This is a genomic window from Arenimonas composti TR7-09 = DSM 18010 (assembly GCF_000426365.1).
GTDB lineage: Bacteria > Pseudomonadota > Gammaproteobacteria > Xanthomonadales > Xanthomonadaceae > Arenimonas > Arenimonas composti.
This window is the reverse complement of record NZ_AUFF01000002.1, coordinates 171365-190378: the sequence shown is the minus strand read 5'-3', so window position 1 is coordinate 190378 and position 19014 is coordinate 171365. Positions and strand designations below refer to the sequence as shown.

20 protein-coding genes are annotated in these 19014 nt (G+C 71.8%); 8 read left to right on the top strand and 12 right to left on the bottom strand.

The window, feature by feature from the left end; all coding sequences use genetic code 11:
- Positions 1-39 precede the first annotated feature (39 nt).
- On the bottom strand, positions 40-867 hold the full coding sequence (locus tag K311_RS15440; RefSeq protein ID WP_043797001.1) for a Rossmann-fold NAD(P)-binding domain-containing protein: 828 nt from the start codon (positions 865-867) through the stop codon (positions 40-42).
- Positions 864-2066 carry a Na+/H+ antiporter NhaA gene (gene nhaA, locus K311_RS0105145; protein WP_051239520.1) on the bottom strand — a complete coding sequence of 401 codons (1203 nt, stop codon included), beginning with the start codon at positions 2064-2066 and terminating at the stop codon, positions 864-866. The genes K311_RS15440 and nhaA overlap by 4 nt, the downstream gene beginning before the upstream one ends.
- Positions 2067-2218: 152 nt before the next feature.
- On the opposite strand from nhaA, the gene K311_RS0105140 reads away from it, so the two are divergent.
- The gene (locus K311_RS0105140) at positions 2219-2431 is read left to right on the top strand and encodes a DUF2061 domain-containing protein (protein ID WP_026816433.1); all 213 of its coding nucleotides are present in this window, start codon (positions 2219-2221) and stop codon (positions 2429-2431) included.
- Positions 2432-2493: 62 nt separating this feature from the next.
- On the top strand, positions 2494-3873 hold the full coding sequence (locus K311_RS0105135; protein WP_026816432.1) for an SLC13 family permease: 1380 nt from the start codon (positions 2494-2496) through the stop codon (positions 3871-3873).
- A gap of 34 nt (positions 3874-3907) precedes the next feature.
- On the opposite strand, the gene K311_RS0105130 is transcribed toward K311_RS0105135, so the two are convergent.
- The 4 genes from K311_RS0105130 to K311_RS18595 all read right to left on the bottom strand — a co-directional run bounded on the left by K311_RS0105130 (position 3908) and on the right by K311_RS18595 (position 8305).
- Positions 3908-4258: a four helix bundle protein gene (locus tag K311_RS0105130; RefSeq protein ID WP_026816431.1), complete on the bottom strand. Its 351-nt coding sequence runs from the start codon at positions 4256-4258 to the stop codon at positions 3908-3910.
- A gap of 88 nt (positions 4259-4346) precedes the next feature.
- Complete coding sequence (gene lpdA, locus K311_RS0105125) at positions 4347-6224, bottom strand: dihydrolipoyl dehydrogenase (RefSeq protein ID WP_026816430.1); 1878 nt, start codon at positions 6222-6224, stop codon at positions 4347-4349.
- 13 nt (positions 6225-6237) lie between these two features.
- On the bottom strand, positions 6238-7626 hold the full coding sequence (locus tag K311_RS0105120) for a dihydrolipoyllysine-residue acetyltransferase (RefSeq protein WP_026816429.1): 1389 nt from the start codon (positions 7624-7626) through the stop codon (positions 6238-6240).
- A 109-nt stretch (positions 7627-7735) separates the two neighbouring features.
- Positions 7736-8305: an EF-hand domain-containing protein gene (locus K311_RS18595; protein WP_051239519.1), complete on the bottom strand. Its 570-nt coding sequence runs from the start codon at positions 8303-8305 to the stop codon at positions 7736-7738.
- 183 nt (positions 8306-8488) lie between these two features.
- On the opposite strand from K311_RS18595, the gene K311_RS18590 reads away from it, so the two are divergent.
- Entirely contained in the window at positions 8489-9376 is an 888-nt protein-coding gene (locus K311_RS18590) for a hypothetical protein (RefSeq protein ID WP_026816428.1), read from the top strand.
- Between the two features lie 13 nt (positions 9377-9389).
- Here K311_RS18590 and K311_RS0105105 read toward each other — a convergent pair whose 3' ends face one another.
- The 3 genes from K311_RS0105105 to K311_RS0105095 are packed head-to-tail and all read right to left on the bottom strand — an operon-like array spanning position 9390 to position 11751.
- Positions 9390-10718, bottom strand: a complete 1329-nt coding sequence (locus tag K311_RS0105105) for a sensor histidine kinase (RefSeq protein ID WP_026816427.1) — start codon at positions 10716-10718, stop codon at positions 9390-9392.
- On the bottom strand, positions 10715-11380 hold the full coding sequence (locus K311_RS0105100; protein ID WP_026816426.1) for a response regulator transcription factor: 666 nt from the start codon (positions 11378-11380) through the stop codon (positions 10715-10717). The genes K311_RS0105105 and K311_RS0105100 overlap by 4 nt, the downstream gene beginning before the upstream one ends.
- Entirely contained in the window at positions 11380-11751 is a 372-nt protein-coding gene (locus K311_RS0105095) for a PepSY domain-containing protein (RefSeq protein WP_245570627.1), read from the bottom strand. The genes K311_RS0105100 and K311_RS0105095 overlap by 1 nt, the downstream gene beginning before the upstream one ends.
- Positions 11752-11866: 115 nt before the next feature.
- Between K311_RS0105095 and K311_RS15430 the strand changes: the two genes are divergently transcribed.
- The 3 genes from K311_RS15430 (at position 11867) to K311_RS0105080 (ending at position 13981) form a co-directional block, all read left to right on the top strand.
- Positions 11867-12295: a PepSY domain-containing protein gene (locus K311_RS15430; RefSeq protein ID WP_051239518.1), complete on the top strand. Its 429-nt coding sequence runs from the start codon at positions 11867-11869 to the stop codon at positions 12293-12295.
- A gap of 275 nt (positions 12296-12570) precedes the next feature.
- Complete coding sequence (locus tag K311_RS0105085) at positions 12571-12987, top strand: hypothetical protein (protein WP_026816424.1); 417 nt, start codon at positions 12571-12573, stop codon at positions 12985-12987.
- The gene (locus K311_RS0105080) at positions 12974-13981 is read left to right on the top strand and encodes a GlxA family transcriptional regulator (protein ID WP_026816423.1); all 1008 of its coding nucleotides are present in this window, start codon (positions 12974-12976) and stop codon (positions 13979-13981) included. The genes K311_RS0105085 and K311_RS0105080 overlap by 14 nt, the downstream gene beginning before the upstream one ends.
- Here K311_RS0105080 and K311_RS15425 read toward each other — a convergent pair.
- Complete coding sequence (locus tag K311_RS15425) at positions 13917-15107, bottom strand: acyltransferase family protein (protein WP_043797065.1); 1191 nt, start codon at positions 15105-15107, stop codon at positions 13917-13919. The two genes, K311_RS0105080 and K311_RS15425, sit on opposite strands and share 65 nt — an antisense overlap.
- 160 nt (positions 15108-15267) lie before the next feature.
- Here K311_RS15425 and K311_RS0105070 point away from each other — a divergent pair, with 160 nt between their 5' ends.
- Both K311_RS0105070 and dinB read left to right on the top strand, forming a co-directional pair.
- Positions 15268-16134: a LytTR family DNA-binding domain-containing protein gene (locus K311_RS0105070; RefSeq protein ID WP_026816422.1), complete on the top strand. Its 867-nt coding sequence runs from the start codon at positions 15268-15270 to the stop codon at positions 16132-16134.
- Between the two features lie 14 nt (positions 16135-16148).
- On the top strand, positions 16149-17270 hold the full coding sequence (gene dinB / locus K311_RS15420) for a DNA polymerase IV (RefSeq protein WP_211223629.1): 1122 nt from the start codon (positions 16149-16151) through the stop codon (positions 17268-17270).
- Positions 17271-17292: 22 nt separating this feature from the next.
- Here dinB and K311_RS15415 read toward each other — a convergent pair whose 3' ends face one another.
- Both K311_RS15415 and K311_RS0105055 read right to left on the bottom strand, forming a co-directional pair.
- Positions 17293-17637 (bottom strand): EF-hand domain-containing protein, encoded by a 345-nt coding sequence (locus K311_RS15415; protein ID WP_043797066.1) that lies wholly within the window; start codon positions 17635-17637, stop codon positions 17293-17295.
- Between the two features lie 155 nt (positions 17638-17792).
- Positions 17793-18950 (bottom strand): hypothetical protein, encoded by a 1158-nt coding sequence (locus tag K311_RS0105055; RefSeq protein WP_026816421.1) that lies wholly within the window; start codon positions 18948-18950, stop codon positions 17793-17795.
- Positions 18951-19014 lie beyond the last annotated feature (64 nt).

Here is a 19014-nt window from a genome sequence, read left to right as displayed (position 1 = left end):
TTACGGAAAGGCAATGCTCCTGCGTATGGACAGCGCACCTCACGGTCGGAATGGCCGGGGACGCCACTGGAATCGGGTAGTCGCGGGCCCGGAATCGTGAACCTGGTCACGCCGCAGCCGGGCCAGGCGGCCGGGGCCGGCCGTCAGCGGCTGGCCGGCGATCCGCGCCAGCGCGAATCCCAGCCGGAAGGCCACGTCCGGCAGCACGAGCAGGCGCGCCCCCGGCGCCCGTGACGCCAGCACCCGCGCCACCATCTCCCGCCACGCCAGCGCCTCGCCGCCCGGCAGGTCGTAAGTTCCGGCGAAGTCGCCCGCCACCGCAGCGAGCACCGCGGCGGCGACGTCGTCGACATGCACGGGCTGGCGCAGGCCGGTCGCCGATCGCGGCACCGGCAGCAGGCGCCAGCGGCGCGCGGCGGCCACCAGGGGCGTGAACGCATCCGCTTCCCCGCCCCACAGCAGGCCCGGCCGCAGCAGCACCAGCCGGCTTTCGCGCGCGGCACAGGCGGCGGCAAGCCGCGCTTCCGCGGCGGCGAGACGCGCCGCGAGTTCGCGTTCCGCCGGATCGGGCGAAGCCGCCTTGTCGTGCACGCCGGTGGAGCCGAGCGCGACGAGCACCGGCGCCCGGACGCCCTGCGCGCAGAACCATGCGGCGAAGCGGTCCAGCGGGCCCAGGCTCAGCACGGCGTCCCAGGCCTCGGCGAGCGGTGGCGGGGCTTCGAGGCTGCCGCGGTGCCAGTGCAGGCCCGGCGCGTCGGCGCGCGCCTCGCGGCTCACGGCATCGATCGTCGCCAGCAGTGGCGACCAGCGCGCCCGCAGTGCCTGACCGACGGCGCCGCTCAGGCCGAAGGCCAGCCAGCGCCTCATCCGCGCTTCGGCAATCGCCACGCCAGGAAAGCCCAGCCGACCAGCGCCGACAGCAGCGAGCCGGTCAGGATGCCGATGCGGTTCTCCACCAGCAGGTCGGCGTGACTGGCGTCGAACGACAGCGCGCCGATGAACAGGCTCATCGTGAAGCCGATGCCGCACAGGATCGCCATGCCGTAGAGCGCGCTCCAGCCGACGCCGTCCGGCCGCCGCACGAGACCGCTGGCGATCAGCGCTGCGGCCGCGCCGAAAATGCCGAGCTGCTTGCCGACGAACAGGCCCAGGGCGATGCCCAGCGGCACCGGATGCACGAGGCTCGCCAACGTCAGACCCTCGAGGCTGACGCCGGCATTCGCGAACGCGAACAGCGGCAGGATGCCGTAGGCGACCCAGGGATGCAGCGCGTCCTCGAAGGTTTCCAGCGGCTGTTTCGCGGGATCGCGCCGGTCCTGCAGCGGGACCGTCAGGCCGAGCAGCACGCCGGCCAGGGTCGCGTGCACGCCGGACTTCAGCATCGCCACCCACATCACCACGCCGAGCAGCACGTAGGCCGCCGGACGCACGACGCCGAGCCGGTTGATCAGCAGCAGCCCGGCGAAGGCCGCGCCGGCGATGGCGAGCGACAGCAGGGACAGGTCGTTCGTGTACCAGACCGCGATGATCACGATCGCGCCGAGGTCGTCGGCGACGGCGATCGCGGTCAGCAGCAGCTTCAGCGCGACCGGCACCCGGCTGCCGAGCAGGGCCAGCACGCCGAGCGCGAAGGCGATGTCGGTCGCCGCCGGGATCGCGACGCCGCGCATCGCCACCGCGTCGCCGCGGTTGACGAAGGCGTAGATCGCCATCGGCACCAGCATGCCGGCGAGCGCGCAGACACCCGGCAGCAGCACCTGGCGGCGATCGGCGAACTGGCCGACGACGAATTCGCGCTTCAGCTCCAGCCCGACGAGCAGGAAGAACACCGCCATCAGGCCGTCGTTGATCCACAGCAGCAGCGGCTTGTCGATGTCGAGTTCGCCGACGCGCACCTGCACGCCGACATGGAACAGCTCGGCGTAGGCGTCCGCCAGCGGTGAGTTCGCGACGACCAGGGCCACGGCCGCGGCGATCACCAGCAGCACGCCACCGGCCGATTCCAGCTTCATGAACTCGGCGAATTCGCGCGCGGCGCGCCGGGCCAGGGTCTCGCGATCGTTCATCCATGTCCTCCGTGGTCCGGGCGCGAGTATAGGTGGCCCGGGCAAGCGGAGGACGCTGGCGATAGCGATCGCCTATCGCCGCATTCGCAAGAATCGAATGGACGCCATTGGGCGCCGGCGCGACGATCGTGGCCGATCCCGGAACCGCCGCCATGACCAAGACCCTGTCCTTCGCCGCCGTGCATTTCACCACCGCCTTCGCCGTCGGCTGGGCGATGAGCGGCAGCGTGCTGGTCGGCGGTGCGCTGGCCCTGGTCGAGCCCTTCTGCAACACCATCGCCTTCCACTTCCACGAAAAACTCTGGCGACGCCTCGAGCGCCGCCGCAGCCGCCGCCACGGCGAATTCGCCCACACCCCCCTGTAGGAGCGCCTTCAGGCGCGATCCATCTTCCCCTATCGTGCGGCGAGCCCACCCGGAGCCGCCGCATGGCCCACCCCGCCCGCCAGGCCGCACTGATCGCCGGCCCGCTGCTCGCCCTGCTCTCCTACATGCTGGTCGATCGCAGCGGCGAATCGCATGCCCTGGCCGCGACCGTCGCGCTGACCGTCTGGTGCGCGACCTGGTGGGTGATGGAGCCGGTGAAGGCCCCGGTGACCGCGCTGCTGCCGCTCGCCGCCTTCCCGGTGCTCGGCGTGCTCGACGCCCGACAGGTCGCGCAGAGCTACGGGCATGAACTCATCCTGCTGCTCGGCGGCGGCTTCATGCTCTCGCGCGCGCTCGAACGCAGCGGCGGCCACCGCCGGCTGGCACTGGCGATGGTGCGCGCCTTCGGCGGCCGCAGCGGCCGCCACCTGCTCTACGGCTTCATCGCCGCCACCGGCTTCATCAGCATGTGGATCAGCAACACCGCGACGACCCTGCTGATGCTGCCGGTCGCGATGGCGATCCTGGAGACCTATCCGGACCGCCGCCTGCACGCACCGCTGGTGCTGGCGATCGCCTACGCGGCCAGCATCGGCGGCCTCGGCACCCCGATCGGCTCGCCGCCGAACCTGGTCTTCATGCAGGTCTACGCCGACGTCACCGGCTCCCGCTACGGCTTTCTCGACTGGATGGCGATCGGCGTACCGGTGGTGCTGCTGTTCCTGCCGCTGCTCGGGCTGTGGCTGGGCCGACGCCTCGCCGGCGCGCCGGCGGCGGAACTGCCGGAGACCGGTGCGTGGTCGCCGGCCGAGCGGCGCGTGCTCGCGGTGTTCGCGCTCACCGCCGCCGCATGGATCTTCCGCAGCGAACCCTTCGGCGGCTGGAGCGGCGCGCTCGGCCTCGATGGCGCCAACGACGCCAGCATCGCCCTGCTCGCCGTCGTCGTGCTGTGCGTGATTCCCGACGGCCGCGGCAGCCGCCTGCTCGACTGGGAAACGGCCGAGAAGGTGCCCTGGGGCGCGCTGGTGCTGTTCGGCGGCGGCATCGCGCTGGCGGCGGCGTTCCAGAGTTCGGGACTCAGCGACCGGCTGGCGGTGTCGCTCTCCGGCCTGAGCGCATTGCCGCTGCCGCTGCTGCTGGTCGGCATCGTCGGCAGCGTCGTGCTGATGTCCGAGGTCGCCAGCAATACCGCGACGGCGGTGCTCCTGATGCCGATCCTCGCCGCCACCGGCAGCGCCGTCGGTGTCGATCCGGCGCTCTTCATGTTTCCGGCGGTGCTCGCCGCGAGCGTGGGCTTCATGCTGCCCGTCGCTACCGCCCCGAATGCGATCGCCTACGGATCGGGGCATGTGTCGGCGCAGGACATGCTGCGGGAGGGGGCGGTGTTGGATGTGGTTGGGGTTTGTGTGCTTTGTGGCGTCTGCTACGTCGCGTTCGGGTAAGGCAGAAATGATTCAGGAGAAGTGAGAAATGGAGTCACCGGCGGAAGTGACGGCGCAGCGCCGTCAGCATTCTGCCGGTATCGGACTCGAGGGCAGCGATCCGCTCGAAACTTTCCGGATCGCCCCATCCGAGTCGCCTGCACAGGATCAGCTGCGTCGTGAGTTCCGCGAGTGAGCCTTGCGCTACCGCGAGGAAATGCGACTTTTCCCTGACCGATTCGCGCGCCCAGCCTTCCGCGATGTTGCTGGCCACCGAGACGGCAGCACGAATGATCTGTGGCCGAACGGTGTACCTCTCCTGGCTCGGAAGTGTTGCGGCGAGCCGACAGGCGGCTTCCGCGAGCAACATCGCGTTCTGCCAGACGGGAGCCTGTCGGTAGTGCATGCCCCATCTTCCGGCTCAACCCGAACCCCCCGCCATCAGAGAATCACCCGGAGACAGGTGAGCCTCTTCATTTCTCACTTATGGGCCATCACTTCTTCTTCGGGAGGTAGAGATCGGTAATCGACCCTTCCTGGATCTCCGCCGCCATGCCCACCGACTCCGACAGCGTCGGATGCGGATGGATCGTGTGGCCGATGTCGGCGGCCTCGCAGCCCATCTCGATCGCCAGCGCGATCTCGGCGATCAGGTCGCCGGCGCGCACGCCGACGATGCCGCCGCCGATCACGCGGTCGGTGTCGGGATCGAAGATCAGCTTGGTGAAGCCTTCCGTGCGGCCGAGGCCGACCGCGCGGCCCGAGGCCGCCCACGGGAACTTCGCGACGTGCACCGCGAGGTTCTTCGCCTTCGCTTCGGTCTCGGTGACGCCGACCCAGGCGATTTCGGGATCGGTGTAGGCCACCGACGGGATCACGCGCGCGACCCACTCCTTCTTCGCGCCGTGCGCGACCTCGGCGGCGAGCTTGCCTTCGTGCGTCGCCTTGTGCGCGAGCATCGGCTGGCCGACGAGGTCGCCGATCGCGAAGATGTGCGGCACGTTCGTGCGCATCTGCCGGTCGACGGGAATGAAGCCGCGGTCGGTGACGGCGATGCCGGCCTGGTCGGCGCCGATCTTCGCGCCGTTCGGGGCGCGGCCGACCGAGACGAGCGCGCGGTCGAACACCGAGGTCTCCGGGACCAACTCGCCTTCGAATGTCGCGTGCAGGCCGTTCTTCTTCGCCTCGACCTTCGCGACCTTGGTCTTCAGGTGCACGGCGACGCCCTGCTTCTTCAGGCGCTCGGCGAGCGGCTTGACGAGGTCGGGGTCGGCGCCGGGCATCAGCTGCGGCATGAACTCGACGACGGTGACGGCGCTGCCGAGCGCGGAATACACGCAGGCCATCTCGAGGCCGATGATGCCGCCGCCGACGACGAGCAGCTTCTTCGGGATGTCGGCGAGCATCAGCGCGTCGGTGGAATCCATCACGCGCGGGTCGTCCCAGGGGAAGGCCGGCAGTTTCACCGGCTGCGAGCCGGCGGCGATGATGGCCTTCGCGAAGCGGATCAGCGTGAGCTTGCCGTCGGCGCCGGTCACTTCCAGTTCGTTGGGCGACACGAACATGCCGGTGCCGGTGACGGTGCGCACCTTGCGCTGCTTCGCCATGCCGGCGAGGCCCTTGACCATCTGGCCGACGACCTTGTCCTTGTGCGCGCGTAACTTGTCGACGTCGATCTTCGGGGTGCCGAAGCTGATGCCGTAGTCGGCGGCGTGCTTCGCCTCGTTGAGCACCTCGGCGGCGTGCAGCAGCGCCTTCGACGGGATGCAGCCGACGTTGAGGCAGACGCCGCCGAGCACGTCGTAGCGCTCGACCAGCACGGTGTCCATGCCGAGGTCGGCGCTGCGGAAGGCGGCGGTGTAGCCGCCCGGGCCGGCGCCGAGTACCAGCATCTCGCAGTCGATGTCGGGCTTGCGGCCGCTGGGTTTCGCCGACGACGGCACCGACGACGGCACCGACGCCGGCACCGGCACCGGCACCGACTCCGACGCCGGCGCCGACGCCGACACCGTAGGAGCGGCTTCAGCCGCGATGCTTTTCCCCGCTCCCGCGGGGGCGGCTCCTGCGGGAACCTCCGCGGCGGGTGTGCCGGCGGAAGGCATCGCGGCTGAAGCCGCTCCTACAGGAGAAGAGGCGGGGGATTCGGCTTCGGCGATGAGGTCGCCGGCGCGGACCTGGTCGCCGACCTTGACCTTCAGCGCGGTGATCCTGCCGCCGGCGCTCGCCGGCACTTCCATCGTCGCCTTGTCGGATTCCAGGGTCAGCAGGCCCTGGTCCTTGGCGACGGTGTCGCCGACGGCGACGAGCAACTCGATCACGTCGACGGCGTCGTCGGTGCCGAGGTCGGGTACGCGCAGTTCGATGGTCGCCATTCGCGCGCCTCCGTCAGAGCAGCAGCCGGCGCAGGTCGCCCAGCACCTGCGCGAGATAGGCGGTGAAGCGCGCGGCGGCGGCGCCGTCGATCACCCGGTGGTCGTAGCTCAGGCTCAGCGGCAGCATCAGCCGCGCGTCGAAGTCCCTGCCGTTCCACACCGGCTTCATCGCGCTGCGCGAGACGCCGAGGATCGCCACTTCCGGCGCGTTGATGATCGGTGTGAAGCCGGTGCCGCCGATGCCGCCGAGCGAGCTGATCGAGAAGCAGCCGCCCTGCATGTCGGCCGGCGCCAGCTTCTTCTCGCGCGCCTTCGCGCTGATTTCCGCGAGCTCCTTCGCCAGCTCGAGCAGGCCCTTGCGGTCGGCGTCGCGGATCACCGGCACGACCAGGCCGTCGGGCGTGTCGACGGCGATGCCGATGTGGAAGTACTGCTTCAGCACCAGGTGCTCGCCGTCGAGCGAGGCATTGAAGGTCGGGAACTTCTTCAGCGCGGCGACGGCGGCCTTGATCAGGAACACCAGCGGCGTGACCTTGACGTCCTTGTTCTCCTCGCCGAGGCGCTTGCGGAAGGCCTCCATCTCGGTGATGTCGGCGTCGTCGTGCTGGGTGACGTGCGGGATCATCGCCCAGTTGCGCGCGAGGTTGGCGCCGCTGAGCTTCTGGATGCGGGTGAGCGGCTTCGATTCCACCGGGCCGAACTTCGCGAAGTCGACCTTCGGCCACGGGATCAGGTCCAGACCACCACCGCCACCGCCGCCGGACGTACGCGGCGCGGGACCACCTTCGAGCGCCTTCTTCACGAAGGCCTGGACGTCTTCCCTGAGGATGCGGCTGCTGCGGCCGCTACCGGAAACCTGTGCGAGATCCACGCCGAGTTCGCGCGCGAACAGGCGCACGGCCGGGCTGGCGTACGGCACCTTGCCCGGCAGCAGTTCGTCGGCATCGAAGGCGACGGGCGGCGCGGACCGGCCCGGCGCGGCATCGCTGGCCGGGGCCTGCGCGGCGGCGCGCGCCGCATCGGTATGGGCGGCGGCGGCGGGCGTGCGCGCGGCGGCTTCGGCGGCCGGCTTCGCGGCGACCGGCTCGACGACGGGATCCGGTTCCTTGCCGGGATCCTTCGCGGGCGCGGCGGGCTTCGCCGGCGCGGCCGCGGCTTCTTCGGCCGCCTCGATCAGTGCGACCACCGAGCCTTCCGACAGCTGATCGCCGACCCCGACCTTCAGCTCGCGGATCACGCCGGCGAACGGCGACGGCACTTCCATCGTCGCCTTGTCCGATTCGAGCGTGACCAGGCCCTGGTCCTTCTTCACCGTATCGCCGACGGCGACCAGCAGTTCGATGACCGGAACGTCCTTGTCGTCGCCGATGTCCGGCACCCGCGCTTCTCTGAGCTCGGCCATTTCACACCTGGGGGATTTGGAGTAACCGCTCCATTCTCGCCCCGATCCCCGATCCCAGGCAAAAAAACGCCCCGGCCATCGCTGGCCGGGGCGTCGTCCATCGTGGAACTCAGTCGGCCTGGGCCGGACGCTCGCGGTGACGGCGCGGATGACCGGCGTGGCCTTCGCGATCGCCGCGGGCTTCGGCGAACTCGGCGCGCTTCGCGGCGTGGAAGGCCCGCAGTTCGTCGCGGCTCAGGGCGCCGTCGTCGTTCAGATCGATGACGTCGAAGTTTTCGGCGAGCATCGGCGCCTTGGTGCCGAGTTCGGCGCGGGTGATGTTGCCGTCGCCGTCGTCGTCCATGCCGCGCAGCAGGCCGGCCATGTAGCCCATGCCGTGGTGGCCACGGCCGCGCATGCCCATGCGGTGGCCGGAACGCAGTTCGTCCTGGCTGAGCTTGCCGTCCTTGTCGCGGTCGAGGCGGTCGAAGCGGGCGACGAAGCGCTCGCCGAACGCCGCCGCCTCCGCGCGGTCGATCAGGCCGTCCTTGTCGGCATCGGCCGCATTGAAGCGGGCTTCGGCACGCTCGCGCCATTCGCCGCGGCGGGCATCACGCTCGGCATCGGTGGCGGGCGCGGTACCGGCGAAGGCGAGACCGCTGGCGGCGGCGAGGGACAGGCAAAGAAGTCGCTTGATCATCGGTGTCTCCGGATCGGCGGTGGATTCCGCCAGTGGAGGCAAGAACGCCGCCGCTGCGGAACGCGTTGACTTCGAAGCCGCACCGCGCCGGAATCCGTTCAGCCGCGTGACGACGCCCGCCTGCGCTATTGCCGCCGGCAGGACGCTGCGGCATCGTCGCCGCGTCCCCCCGGAGTCCGCCGAATGAAGCGCGCGCTCGTGCTCGTCCCCGTCCTGCTCCTCGCCGCGGCCTGCGAGCGCGAGGCCGTTTCCGAAGCCGCGACCGCGAACGACCCGGTCGCGCTGGCGACCCCCGCTCCCGCGGGACCCGTCGCCGCCGGCGACGCCGACGGTCACGACGCGGATGCCGCGAACGATGCTTCGCTGACCGTCCTGCGCTTCGACTGCCGCGGCCAGGAAACCGCGTGGCGCCTGCGCCTGGGCGCCGACGGTCGCGGCCGCCTGCGCGAGGACGCCGGCACCACCGAACTCGCCGGCGAACTGAAGCAGACCGGCAGCGGCCACGCCTGGCGGGCGGCGCCGCTCGACGCGCCCGGCGAGTCCTTCGCCGCGCTGCTCACCCCGCTCGCATGCTTCCCGCCGGAAGGCGGCAACGCGAAGCCCTACACCGCCGCGCTGAGCTGGCCCGACGGCCGCCGCGAAGACGGCTGCTGCAGTGCCGTGCGCGGCCTCGACGTCCATCACGCGCCCGACTTCCATGCGCCGGAGGACAGCGCCGACTGGAGCGCGTGGATTCCGCGACGGCTCGCCGGCATCGAACACTGTGCGCTCGATGCCGGCGTCGACGTGCGCGCGGTCGTGCACGTGCGCGAGGGCGCCGCCGGCCGGCTCGTCGTGCGCCTGCGCGACAGCGACGGCGGCCGCTACGACTGCCTGCTCGACCCGGCCGGCGGCGACATCGAGGCGGTGACCGCGGTCGCCGCCGCCGACGTCCTGCGCGGCGAAGGCCGCAGCGAATGGCTGCCCGCCGATCCCGACCGGGCGCCGGCGCTGCAATGCGGCCACGTCTTCGCCACCCGCGACGGCGACGGCGAACTGCGCGGCTGGCTGCACCGCCGCGACGGCTGCTGAGGCGCGCGGCGGCTCAGGCGGCCGGCAGGCGCAGACGCGCGCGCAGGCCGCCGCCGGGGGCGTCGTCCAGTTCGAGGCTGCCGCCGTAACTCGCGGCGATGTCGAGCACGATCGCCAGGCCCAGGCCGCTGCCCGCGACGCGTTCGTCGAGGCGCACCCCGCGCTGCAGCACCGCCGCGCGCTGTTCCGGCGGCAGGCCGGGGCCATCGTCGCTCACGTCGATCCACAGGCGATCGCCGTCGCGGCCGGCGCGCACCGACAGCCGCGCGCGCGCCCATTTGCAGGCGTTCTCGAGCAGGTTGCCGAGCATCTCCTCGAGATCGTCGGCGGTGCCGCGGAACTTCAGCCCGGTGGCGGCATCGGCCGCCATCGCCAAACCGCGATCGCGGAAGGCCGACGCCATGAAGGCCAGCAGGCGCTCGAGCACCGGCGCCACCGCGGTCTCCGCATGCGCCGGCGCCGGCGACGCGGCGGCGAGGTGGCGTTCGATCACCCGCCGCATCCGCTGCACCTGCTCGTCGACTTGCGCGGGCAGCGCCGGCCCGGGCTGCTCCGCCTCGGAGGCGAGCACGGCCAGCGGCGTCTTCAGCGCGTGTGCGAGGTCCTGCGCCGATTCGCGCGCGCGCTGCACCATGCGTTCGTGGTGGCGCAGCAGTTCCTCGAGGTGTTCGCCGAGCGGCCGGACCTCGGCCGGCAGCGCCGCCGCATCGATGCTGGCGGCGTGGCCGCGACGCAGCAGCGCGAGTTTCTCCGCGAGCCCCTGCAGTGGCCGCAGGCCGTAACGCACCTGCCAGGCCGCGGCGATCAGCAGCGTCGCCGCCAGCAGCGCCGCCGCCGCGGCGACCTGCCAGCGGAACCAGGCGACGTCGGCGCGCAGTTCGCCGATGTCGCTGCCGACCCAGACCCGCACGGGCGCGCCGACGCCGGGCAGGCGCAGCATCTGCTCGGCCGTACGCAGCGTCTGCCCGCGCGGGCCGGCGAGTTCGCCGTAGCGCAGGTCGCCGGTGCCCTGCGGCCGCGGCGGCAGCGCCAGCGGGTGGTCCCAGAGCGAACGCGAGCGGAAGTCGTCGCTGCCGTCGTCGACGTACCAGTAGTGCCCGGAGAAGACGCCGGCATAGCGGCGGTCGGACGGCGTGCGGCGCAGGTGCACGCCGCCGTCGCCGTCGCGGCCGAGGGCGCCGGCGACGTAGGCGAGGTCGTCGGCGAGGCGACGGTCGAGCGCGTCCAGCGCGCTGCGCTCGAAGGCCGCACCGAGCAGCCATGCGGCGCCGGCCGCCGCCAGCACGATGCCGGGAATGCCGGCGGCCAGCAGGCGGCCGCGCAGCGAGCGCAGCGGGCTCACGGCGGCGTCGTGCCGAGCAGGAAGCCCTGGCCGCGCACGGTATGCAGCAGGCCGGCGCCGAGCTTGCGGCGCAGGCGGCTGACCATCACGTCGAGCACGTTCGAATCCGGGTCGTAGCCGCCCTCGTACAGGTGTTCGCCGAGGCTCGCGCGTGAGATCACCTTTTCCGGGTGGTGCATCAGGTAGGCGAGCAGGCGGAATTCCTGGGCGGTCAGCGGCAGCGGCGCGCCGTCGAGGCTGAAGCGGCCGGCGTTGACGTCCAGTTCCAGCGCGCCGACCGCCAGCCGCGGATGCGCGTGCCCGGCGCTGCGACGGATCAGCGCGCGCAGGCGCACGATCAGTTCCTCGAGCTGGAAGGGCTTGGTCAGGTAGTCGTCGGCACCGGCATTGAAGCCGGCCAGCTTGTCGTGCCAGCGCCCGCGCGCGGTCAGCACCAGCACCGGAAAGCCGCGGCCGCCGTCGCGCCAGCGTTGCAGCGCCGACAGCCCGTCCATGCCGGGCAGGCCGAGGTCGAGCACGGCGGCGTCGAAGTCCTCGGTCTGCCCGAGGAATTCCGCCTGCACGCCGTCGCCGACCGCGTCGACGACGAAACCCGCCGCCTGCAGCGCGGCGGCGATCCGCTGGCGCAGGTCGGCATCGTCCTCGGCGAGCAGCACGCGCATCAGTCGTCCTCGAACTCGACCCCGAGCAGGCGGCCGTCGCGGGCATCGTAGGTCAGTTCGGCGACGCGGCCGTCGGCGGCGAGGATCTCGATCTCGTATTCCCCGTCGTCGAGGTCGACCTCGAGCACGCGGCCGGGGAAGCGCCGTTCGGCGTCGGCGAGCAGCGATTCCAGCGGCACCAGTTCGCCGCGGGCGACCGCGTCGCGGACCCGGCGGGAATCGCCGTCGCGGATGGCGGGCGGCGCGGCTTCGATGGCGGCGGCGGCGCCGGCGGCGGGGAGGCCGGGCGCCGGTCCGCGCTGCGGCCGCCACAGGGCGATCAGCGCGGCCAGCAGCGCCAGCGAAAGCACGGCGATCACGAGGTTCTTCATGCGCGCCAGTCTGCGGCGGCCGACTAACGGAATCGTGAACCGGCGACTCACGATGCGGTGAGCCGCGATCGGGAAACTGGCGCCACCGGATCCCCCGGCCCTACGGAGAAACACGATGAACCTGCGCCACACCCCCCTCGCCCTCGTCCTCGTCCTGGCCGCCGGCAGCGTCGCCGCCCAGTCGGTGAACGGCCCCGCCGACGTCGAATCGAAGCTGCGCGCCGCCGGCTACACCGAGGTCCGTGACGTCGAATTCGACGACGGCCTGTGGGAAGCCGAAGTGCGCGCCGCCGACGGCCGCTGGCACGACGTCGCGATCGTCGCCGCCGACGGCGAACTGCTCGACGCCCGCGGCGGCCGCCCGCTGCTGACCGCTGCCGAGATCACCGCCCGCCTGCAGGCGGCCGGCTACGCGACGATCACCGACCTCGAACTCGACGACGCGATCTGGGAAGCCGACGCTGTCGCCGCCGACGGCCGCCGCGTCGAGATCCGTCTGAACGGGCACACCGGTGCGGTGATCGATGTCGAGGACGACCGCTGACTGCATGGAGTCAGCCGACAGGAGGTAAGAGGTAGTCGGCGCGGGTGGGGGGCTGCCTCCCCTCCAGCGTCCTCCCTGCAGCACCCGGCGAACCCGGGCACGCCGCGCCTATCCACTACCTCTATCTCCTATCTCTACCTCTGCCTCCGGCGGGCCGGAAAAGCCCGACACTGGCCGAATCCGCCCGCTCCCCGTCGTTTTCGCCACTGCCGGGCGGAAACCGCCAGCGCGATCCTGTCGCTGCCCGGGCCGATGCCCGATCCGTGGAGCCAGCCATGAAAGCCCTCGCCGCCCTGTTCCTCGCCCTTCTGCTGGCCCCGGCCGCCGCGCCCGCGGCGGTACCGGTGGCCGACGACGCCGTATTCGTCGAAGGCGCCCGCTACGACGCCGTGCTCGACGCCGCCTCCGGCGCCTGGCGCCTGCTGCCGATCCGTGGCGCCGACCTGCAGGTGCGCGTCGACGCCGCGTGCCGCACCGGTACCGCGCTGCCGCCCGGCCTGTGGCTGGTGAGCAGCGACGCCCTCGGCCGCCCGGTCCTGCTGGCGCTGTCCTCGACCCCGCTGCCGCCCGGGCATCGCGGTGTGGTGCCGATCGTCGGCTGCGATGCCGCCGTCGCCGGCGCCCTCGCCGTTCCGGCCGGCGTCGCCGCGTGGCTGCAGCAGCACTCGGGGGTCGTGCATGTCGGCCGCTGAGCAGCACCACCGCCTCGGCCTGCTGGCGATGGACGGGGCGATCCTGTCCGCGCTGGCCGGACCGATGGACATCCTGCGGGTCGCCCAGAGGCTGGCGCAGGTCCGCGAGCCGGCGACCCGGCTGCGCCTCGAGGCCAGCCTGGTCGGCGCGCGCGGCCAGGACCGGGTGGCGACCGCCACCGGTCTGGAGGTCGGACCGGTGCAAGACGGCCCCGCCGGACTCGACCTGCTGCTGGTGCCCGGCTACATGCACGCCAGCGCCGAGGATGTGGTCGCCCGCCTCGCCGACTACGGCCCGGAGATCGCCCGGGTCCGTGCCGAAGCCGAGCGCGGTGTGCCGATCGCCGCCAGCTGCTGCGGCGCCTTCCTGCTCGCCGAGGCCGGCCTGCTCGACGGCCGCAGCGCGACCACCAGCTGGTGGCTGGCCTCCGCCTTCCGCCGCCGCTATCCGAAGGTGCGGCTGGAGATCGACCGCATGGTCGTCGAGGACGGCCCGTTCACGACCACCGGCGCCAGCACCGCCGTGCTCGGCTTCGTGCTGCAGTGGCTGGCGCGGCGCACCGACACCGGCCTGGCCCAGCACACCGGCCGGATGATGCTGATCGACCCCGACCGGCAGTCGCAGGCGCCCTACATCAGCCTCGCCCTGACCGAGCGGCCACGGCATTCGCTGTCGGAGAAGGCCGAACACTTCCTGCAGCGCAACCTGCACGCGGACATCGGCGTCGCCGACCTCGCGCGCGCCTGCGGCACCAGCGAACGCAGCCTGCTGCGGCACTTCCGCCAGCACTACGGCGTGCCGCCGCTGGCGCACATCCAGCACCTGCGGGTGGAGCGCGCGAAGGCCCTGCTCGAGACCACCCTGCTGAGCTTCGAGGAGATCGTCGAGCGCTGCGGCTATTCCGATGCCTCGAGCTTCCGCAAGCTGTTCAAGCGGGCGACGTCGCTGACGCCGGCCGACTATCGCGACCGGTTCCGGCTGCGCGCGGCCTGAACTTCAGCCCGAACAGCGGCCGCAGCGGCGGTACCCGGCGCACGAATTCGTAGCCGGCGGCGCAGGCCAGCACCGTGCCGCCGACGACCAGCAGCGCTTCCCGCCAGACCCCGAGCTGCAGCGGCACCACCCAGTACGCGACCAGCACCGTCGCGCTCTGGTGGATCACGTACCAGGGGAAGACCGCCTCGCTGGCATAGGGCAGCCAGCGGAACGGCCGGTTCAGCGCGTGCTGCGCCCAGGCCACGACCGCCAGCAGCACCGTCCAGACCAGCAGGCCCCGCAGGGCGCGGATCGCCACCAGCGCCGGCTCCGCGAACTCGACGCCCGACAGCAGCAGCGGCACGTAGACCGCGATCATGAGCAGCGCACCACCGGCCAGCGGCCGCCGCAGCCGGCGCAGCTCCGCCCAGAAGATCTCGCTGCGCGCGAGCAGGAAGCCCAGGCCGAACACGGTCAGGAATTGGGCGTGCTGGAAGCCGTCGTGCAGCAGGTCGTTGGTGGGCTCGAAGCGCGGCAGCAGCAGCTCGACGTAGAGCACCAACGGAAGCGCCGGCAGCAGCCACAGCTTCCAGCCCCTCAGGCCGGCGACCGCGGCCTGCAGGCGCTGCCCGGGCCGGGTCCGCAGCAGCGGCAGTGCGGCCGCCAGCAGCAGGGTGTAGACCCACAGATAGGCCAGGTACCACAGGTGGTTCCAGGTGATGCCGTGTTCGGCGCCGTCCCAGCCACCGGCCGGCCAGGGCTGTACCTGCCAGTAGCGCCAAAGGAACGCGGCGTAGCCGGGTTCGACGGTCCCGTTGGTCACACCCTGGGCATAGGCCTGTACCGGCACGATCACGAACATCCCGAACAGCAGCGGGAGCAGCAGCCGCCAGGTGCGCATCAGGGCGAAGCGGCCGGGTTCGCGTTCCGGCCGGTACAGGCCGATGGCGATGCCCGAGATCAGGAACAGCAGCGACATCCGCCAGCGGTTCATCGCCAGCATCGGCCACTGCAGCCACTCCTGCAGATAGCCGGACTTGATGTGCCAGCCCCAGTCGGCGACGTAGAGCATGCCGCAGTGGTAGGCGATCAGGGACAGCAGGGCCAGGACGCGCAGGGCGTCGAGGTCGTGGCGGCGGGACATGGCGGGCTCCGGTGATGGGGAGCGCAGGCTGGCCCGGCGGCTGGAAAGCGGCGACCGCAGGGTGACGGAATCGCCGGCCCTGGTGACGGAACGCGGATGGCCGGGACGAGTTCCTGGTTCGTACGAGGTACGAACCGATCCCAGCCAATAGAATGCGGCGATGCCGCCCGCCCCCACCCCCACCGCCTACGCCCGATACGCGCCCTGGCGGCGCTGGGTCGAGATCGGCTTCTGGGTCATGAACATCGCGGTCTCGGCGATCGGCAACTCGATCACCGTCCGGATGGAGATGGCGCGGGCCGGCCTGGTCTTCCACCCGGCGGAACCGGTGGTCTGGGAATGGAGCAGCGCCCTGACCTTCCTGGCGCTGGTGCCGGCCCTGGTCTGGTTCACCCGCCGCTTCCCGCTCGACCGCGAGCGCTGGCGCCGGCACCTGGTGCTGTATGCGGCGGCCAGCGTCGTGTTCAGCCTCGGCCACGTACTCGGCATGGTCGGCCTGCGCGAACTTGCCTATGCCTGGGGCGGCGGCGACTACGACTTCGGACCCTGGGGCCGGCAGTTCCTCTACGAGTACGTCAAGGATGTGCGCACGTTCGTGTCGATGGTGGCGGTGATCGCCGCCTACCGCTTCGGACTGCGCCGGCTGCAGGGCGAAGCGAGCCTGCTCGACGCCCCCGACGACGACAGCCCGCCGGTGGAACCGGTCGAGCGCCCGGAGCGCTTCCTGGTGCGCAAGCTCGGCCGCGAGTTCCTGATCGCCGCCGAGGACATCGAGGCCCTGCACGCCGCCGGCAACTACGTGAACCTGCGCGTGCGCGGCCGCGAGTACCCGCTGCGCAGCACGATCACCGCGATCGAAGGCCGGCTCGACCCGGCGCGCTTCCGCCGCGTCCACCGCAGCCACATCGTCAATCTCGACCACATCGGCTCGATCGAGCCGCTCGACACCGGCGATGCCCGCGTGCACCTGAAGGACGGCACCGTCGTGCCCTGCAGCCGCCGCTACCGGACTGCGCTCAGTTCGTAGGTCGTGGAAGCGACTTGAGAAAGATCATCCACATCGACATGGACGCGTTCTATGCGTCGGTCGAACAGCGCGACGACCCGGCGCTGCGCGGGCGCCCGGTGGTGGTCGCCTGGCGCGGCGCGCGCTCGGTGGTCTGCGCCGCCAGCTACGAGGCCAGGGAGTTCGGCGTGCGTTCGGCGATGCCGGCGCTGCGGGCGGAGAAGCTGTGTCCGCAGGCGGTGTTCGTGCCGCCGGATTTCGTGCGCTACCGGGCGGTGTCGCGACAGGTGCGCGAGATCTTCGCCCGCCACACCGACCTGATCGAGCCGCTGTCGCTCGACGAGGCCTATCTCGACGTCACCGCGCCGAAATCGGAATTCGCCAGCGCCACCGCGATCGCCGAAGCGATCCGCGCGGCGATCCGCGAAGAAACCGCGCTCACCGCTTCGGCCGGCATCGCCGGCAACAAGTTCCTCGCCAAGATCGCCAGCGACTGGCGCAAGCCGGACGGCCTGTTCGTGATCCGCCCGGCCGCCGCACTCGACTTCCTGACGCCGTTGCCGGTCGGCCGCCTGCCCGGCGTCGGCAAGGTGATGGAGGCGAAGCTCGGCGAACTCGGCGTCGCCACGGTGGGCGAACTGCGCGCGCTCGGCGCGGCGCTGCTCGAGGCCCGTTTCGGGCGCTGGGGCCGGCGCCTGCACGAACTGTCGCTGGGCATCGACGAGCACCCGGTGGTTTCCGAGCGGCCGACCACCCAGGTCTCGGCCGAGGACACCTTCGCGACCGACGTGCCGCTGGTGGACACCGCCGAGGCGATCGTGCGGCTGGCCGCGAAGGCCTGGGCCGGCGCCGCCCGCGAAGTGGACCGCCGGCCGCGCACCGTCGTGCTGAAGCTCAAGACCGCCGACTTCCGCATCCTGAGCCGCAGCCTGACCCCACCGGTGCCGCCGGCGTCGCTGGCCGAAGTCACCGCCGTCGCCCTCGCCCTGCGCGAACGCGTCGCGCTGCCGGCGGCGACCCGCTACCGGCTGGTCGGGGTCGGCCTCGGCAACTTCGTCGCGCACGGGCAGCTGCTGCCGCAGCCGGGGCTGTTCCCCGACGGCGCGCAAGAAGAAGGGGCGGACGTCGTCGCGACCGTCCGCCCCGCCCCGCCATGAAAGGCGTGGATGCCGCTACGCCTTACTCGGCGATCTCGTCCTCTTCCAGCGAGCCCGTGTAGGCGTCGAACTCGGCCTGGCTCAGGCGCTGGTCGTTATCGGTGTCGGCCACCGAGAACTGCAGCGACAGCTCGTGCTCGGCCGGAATGTCGGTCGCGGTCAGGTAGCCGTCGGCATCGGTGTCGAGGTCGGCGAAGCTCGCATCGCTGCGGTCACCGGTCATCGGCAGGTCGGTGGCGGTCTGCGTCAGCGGCTCGTTCGGAACCGGGTCGGCGGAACCGGTCAGGTCCGGATCGTTCGCGAACGCGAAACCACTCAGCGCGAAACCCAGCGCGGCGGTCAGCAGGCTGCGGTTGAAAGTCTTCATGTGTTTCTCCTTCGGCGTTCCGTTGGGGGGACGAAGCCGGTGTCCAGCTTCGACCCCAAGGTGCCAAAGGGGCGGCGAACCAAGCCTGAAAAAATCCTCAGCGAAACGTGAGGGCCCGCCGCCGGAAGCCTGCACGCGGCGCTAACGAATCCGCGCTACACGCCTGTCGCGACGGGCTCGGCGGGGGCCACGTCGTCCTGCGCCGGGTCGGCTTCCTCCTCGCCTACCGGCGCCGCCCCGGGCTGCGGTTCACCTTCGATCGTCGAATCGTCCATCGACTTGCCCGCCGGCGCCTCGCGCGCCACATGCTGCTCGGCTCCGACCGGTTGCCCACGCAGGATCGCGCGCGCGGTTTCACGCCGCAGCGCTTCCCCGTCGCGTGCGGCGACGAGGTCGTCGCCGGTGACCACGCGCCCGGCCGGCAGCGAGACCAGCGTGCGGTCGCGGGTGTAGATCAGCACCCGCCCGTCGCCCTCGTCGACCAGCACGCCCGCGAACTCCTCGAGCCCGAGTTCGCCGACCACGCCGATCGCGGCATCACGGGGCACATCGGGCAGCTCGCGTTCCGTCACCGCCAGCCCGACCAGGTCCGCGGCCGCCGCGCTGATCGCGGCGCGCGCCTGCGCCGCATCGTCGGCGAGCCAGGCGGCCAGCGCCTCGTCGCGATCGGCGGCAGGCAGCGGGTCGGTGTACCAGACGATGTCGCGGCGGATCAGGCCCGACATCCGGTTGCGGTTGCCCTGGCGGACATCGACATCGACCGCCAGCCGCAACTGGCGCCCGCTGTCGTGCATCGCGACCGGCAGCGGGTAGGCGCCGTCGGCATAGCGGCCGGGGCGCACGAGCACGAACCGGCGGCTCGTGCGGGCGGCGGCCAGCCGTTCGAACAGCGCCGTCTCGACCTTGCCGGGAGAGAAGGCGAGGCCTTGCTGCGCCATCCCGTGTCGCGCCAGCCCGTCGCCGAAGCCGGCGCGGAACGCCGCCTGGAACCCCTTCTCGCCGAGCGCGAGCTTCAGCGGCTCCAGGGTCGCGTCGACCCGCCGCTGCGCGGCCTCGTCTGCGGTGGCGTTCACGATCAGGCCGGCGATCGCGAAGCCGAGCGCATCGGCGGCGATGTTGCCCGAGCTCGGAATGCCCTGGCCGGGCATCGCCGAGGACATGTCGACGAATTCCAGATCCAGGTCGCCCGGCCAGAGCTGGTGGACCTCGTCGAAGCGGTGGTCGACCAGCACGGCGGTGGGCACCGCCTCTTCGGAAGCGGCCGCCAAACCGGCGACGAGCAGCGGTACGGCGGCGAACAGGCGGCGGCTCATGGCGCTCCAGGGCGTGGAAGGAGCGTGATTCTAATCCGCAAAAGAGAGGGGCCGGACGTGCCGG

What these genes read in the sequence shown, in the direction of transcription:
- K311_RS15440 (WP_043797001.1), bottom strand. Translation starts at nt 867, where the DNA reads ATGAGGCGCTGGCTGGCCTTCGGCCTGAGCGGCGCCGTCGGTCAGGCA.
- nhaA (WP_051239520.1), bottom strand. Translation starts at nt 2,066, where the DNA reads ATGAACGATCGCGAGACCCTGGCCCGGCGCGCCGCGCGCGAATTCGCC.
- K311_RS0105140 (WP_026816433.1), top strand. Translation starts at nt 2,219, where the DNA reads ATGACCAAGACCCTGTCCTTCGCCGCCGTGCATTTCACCACCGCCTTC.
- K311_RS0105135 (WP_026816432.1), top strand. Translation starts at nt 2,494, where the DNA reads ATGGCCCACCCCGCCCGCCAGGCCGCACTGATCGCCGGCCCGCTGCTC.
- K311_RS0105130 (WP_026816431.1), bottom strand. Translation starts at nt 4,258, where the DNA reads ATGCACTACCGACAGGCTCCCGTCTGGCAGAACGCGATGTTGCTCGCG.
- lpdA (WP_026816430.1), bottom strand. Translation starts at nt 6,224, where the DNA reads ATGGCGACCATCGAACTGCGCGTACCCGACCTCGGCACCGACGACGCC.
- K311_RS0105120 (WP_026816429.1), bottom strand. Translation starts at nt 7,626, where the DNA reads ATGGCCGAGCTCAGAGAAGCGCGGGTGCCGGACATCGGCGACGACAAG.
- K311_RS18595 (WP_051239519.1), bottom strand. Translation starts at nt 8,305, where the DNA reads ATGATCAAGCGACTTCTTTGCCTGTCCCTCGCCGCCGCCAGCGGTCTC.
- K311_RS18590 (WP_026816428.1), top strand. Translation starts at nt 8,489, where the DNA reads ATGAAGCGCGCGCTCGTGCTCGTCCCCGTCCTGCTCCTCGCCGCGGCC.
- K311_RS0105100 (WP_026816426.1), bottom strand. Translation starts at nt 11,380, where the DNA reads ATGCGCGTGCTGCTCGCCGAGGACGATGCCGACCTGCGCCAGCGGATC.
- K311_RS0105095 (WP_245570627.1), bottom strand. Translation starts at nt 11,751, where the DNA reads ATGAAGAACCTCGTGATCGCCGTGCTTTCGCTGGCGCTGCTGGCCGCG.
- K311_RS15430 (WP_051239518.1), top strand. Translation starts at nt 11,867, where the DNA reads ATGAACCTGCGCCACACCCCCCTCGCCCTCGTCCTCGTCCTGGCCGCC.
- K311_RS0105085 (WP_026816424.1), top strand. Translation starts at nt 12,571, where the DNA reads ATGAAAGCCCTCGCCGCCCTGTTCCTCGCCCTTCTGCTGGCCCCGGCC.
- K311_RS0105080 (WP_026816423.1), top strand. Translation starts at nt 12,974, where the DNA reads ATGTCGGCCGCTGAGCAGCACCACCGCCTCGGCCTGCTGGCGATGGAC.
- K311_RS15425 (WP_043797065.1), bottom strand. Translation starts at nt 15,107, where the DNA reads ATGTCCCGCCGCCACGACCTCGACGCCCTGCGCGTCCTGGCCCTGCTG.
- K311_RS0105070 (WP_026816422.1), top strand. Translation starts at nt 15,268, where the DNA reads ATGCCGCCCGCCCCCACCCCCACCGCCTACGCCCGATACGCGCCCTGG.
- K311_RS15415 (WP_043797066.1), bottom strand. Translation starts at nt 17,637, where the DNA reads ATGAAGACTTTCAACCGCAGCCTGCTGACCGCCGCGCTGGGTTTCGCG.
- K311_RS0105055 (WP_026816421.1), bottom strand. Translation starts at nt 18,950, where the DNA reads ATGAGCCGCCGCCTGTTCGCCGCCGTACCGCTGCTCGTCGCCGGTTTG.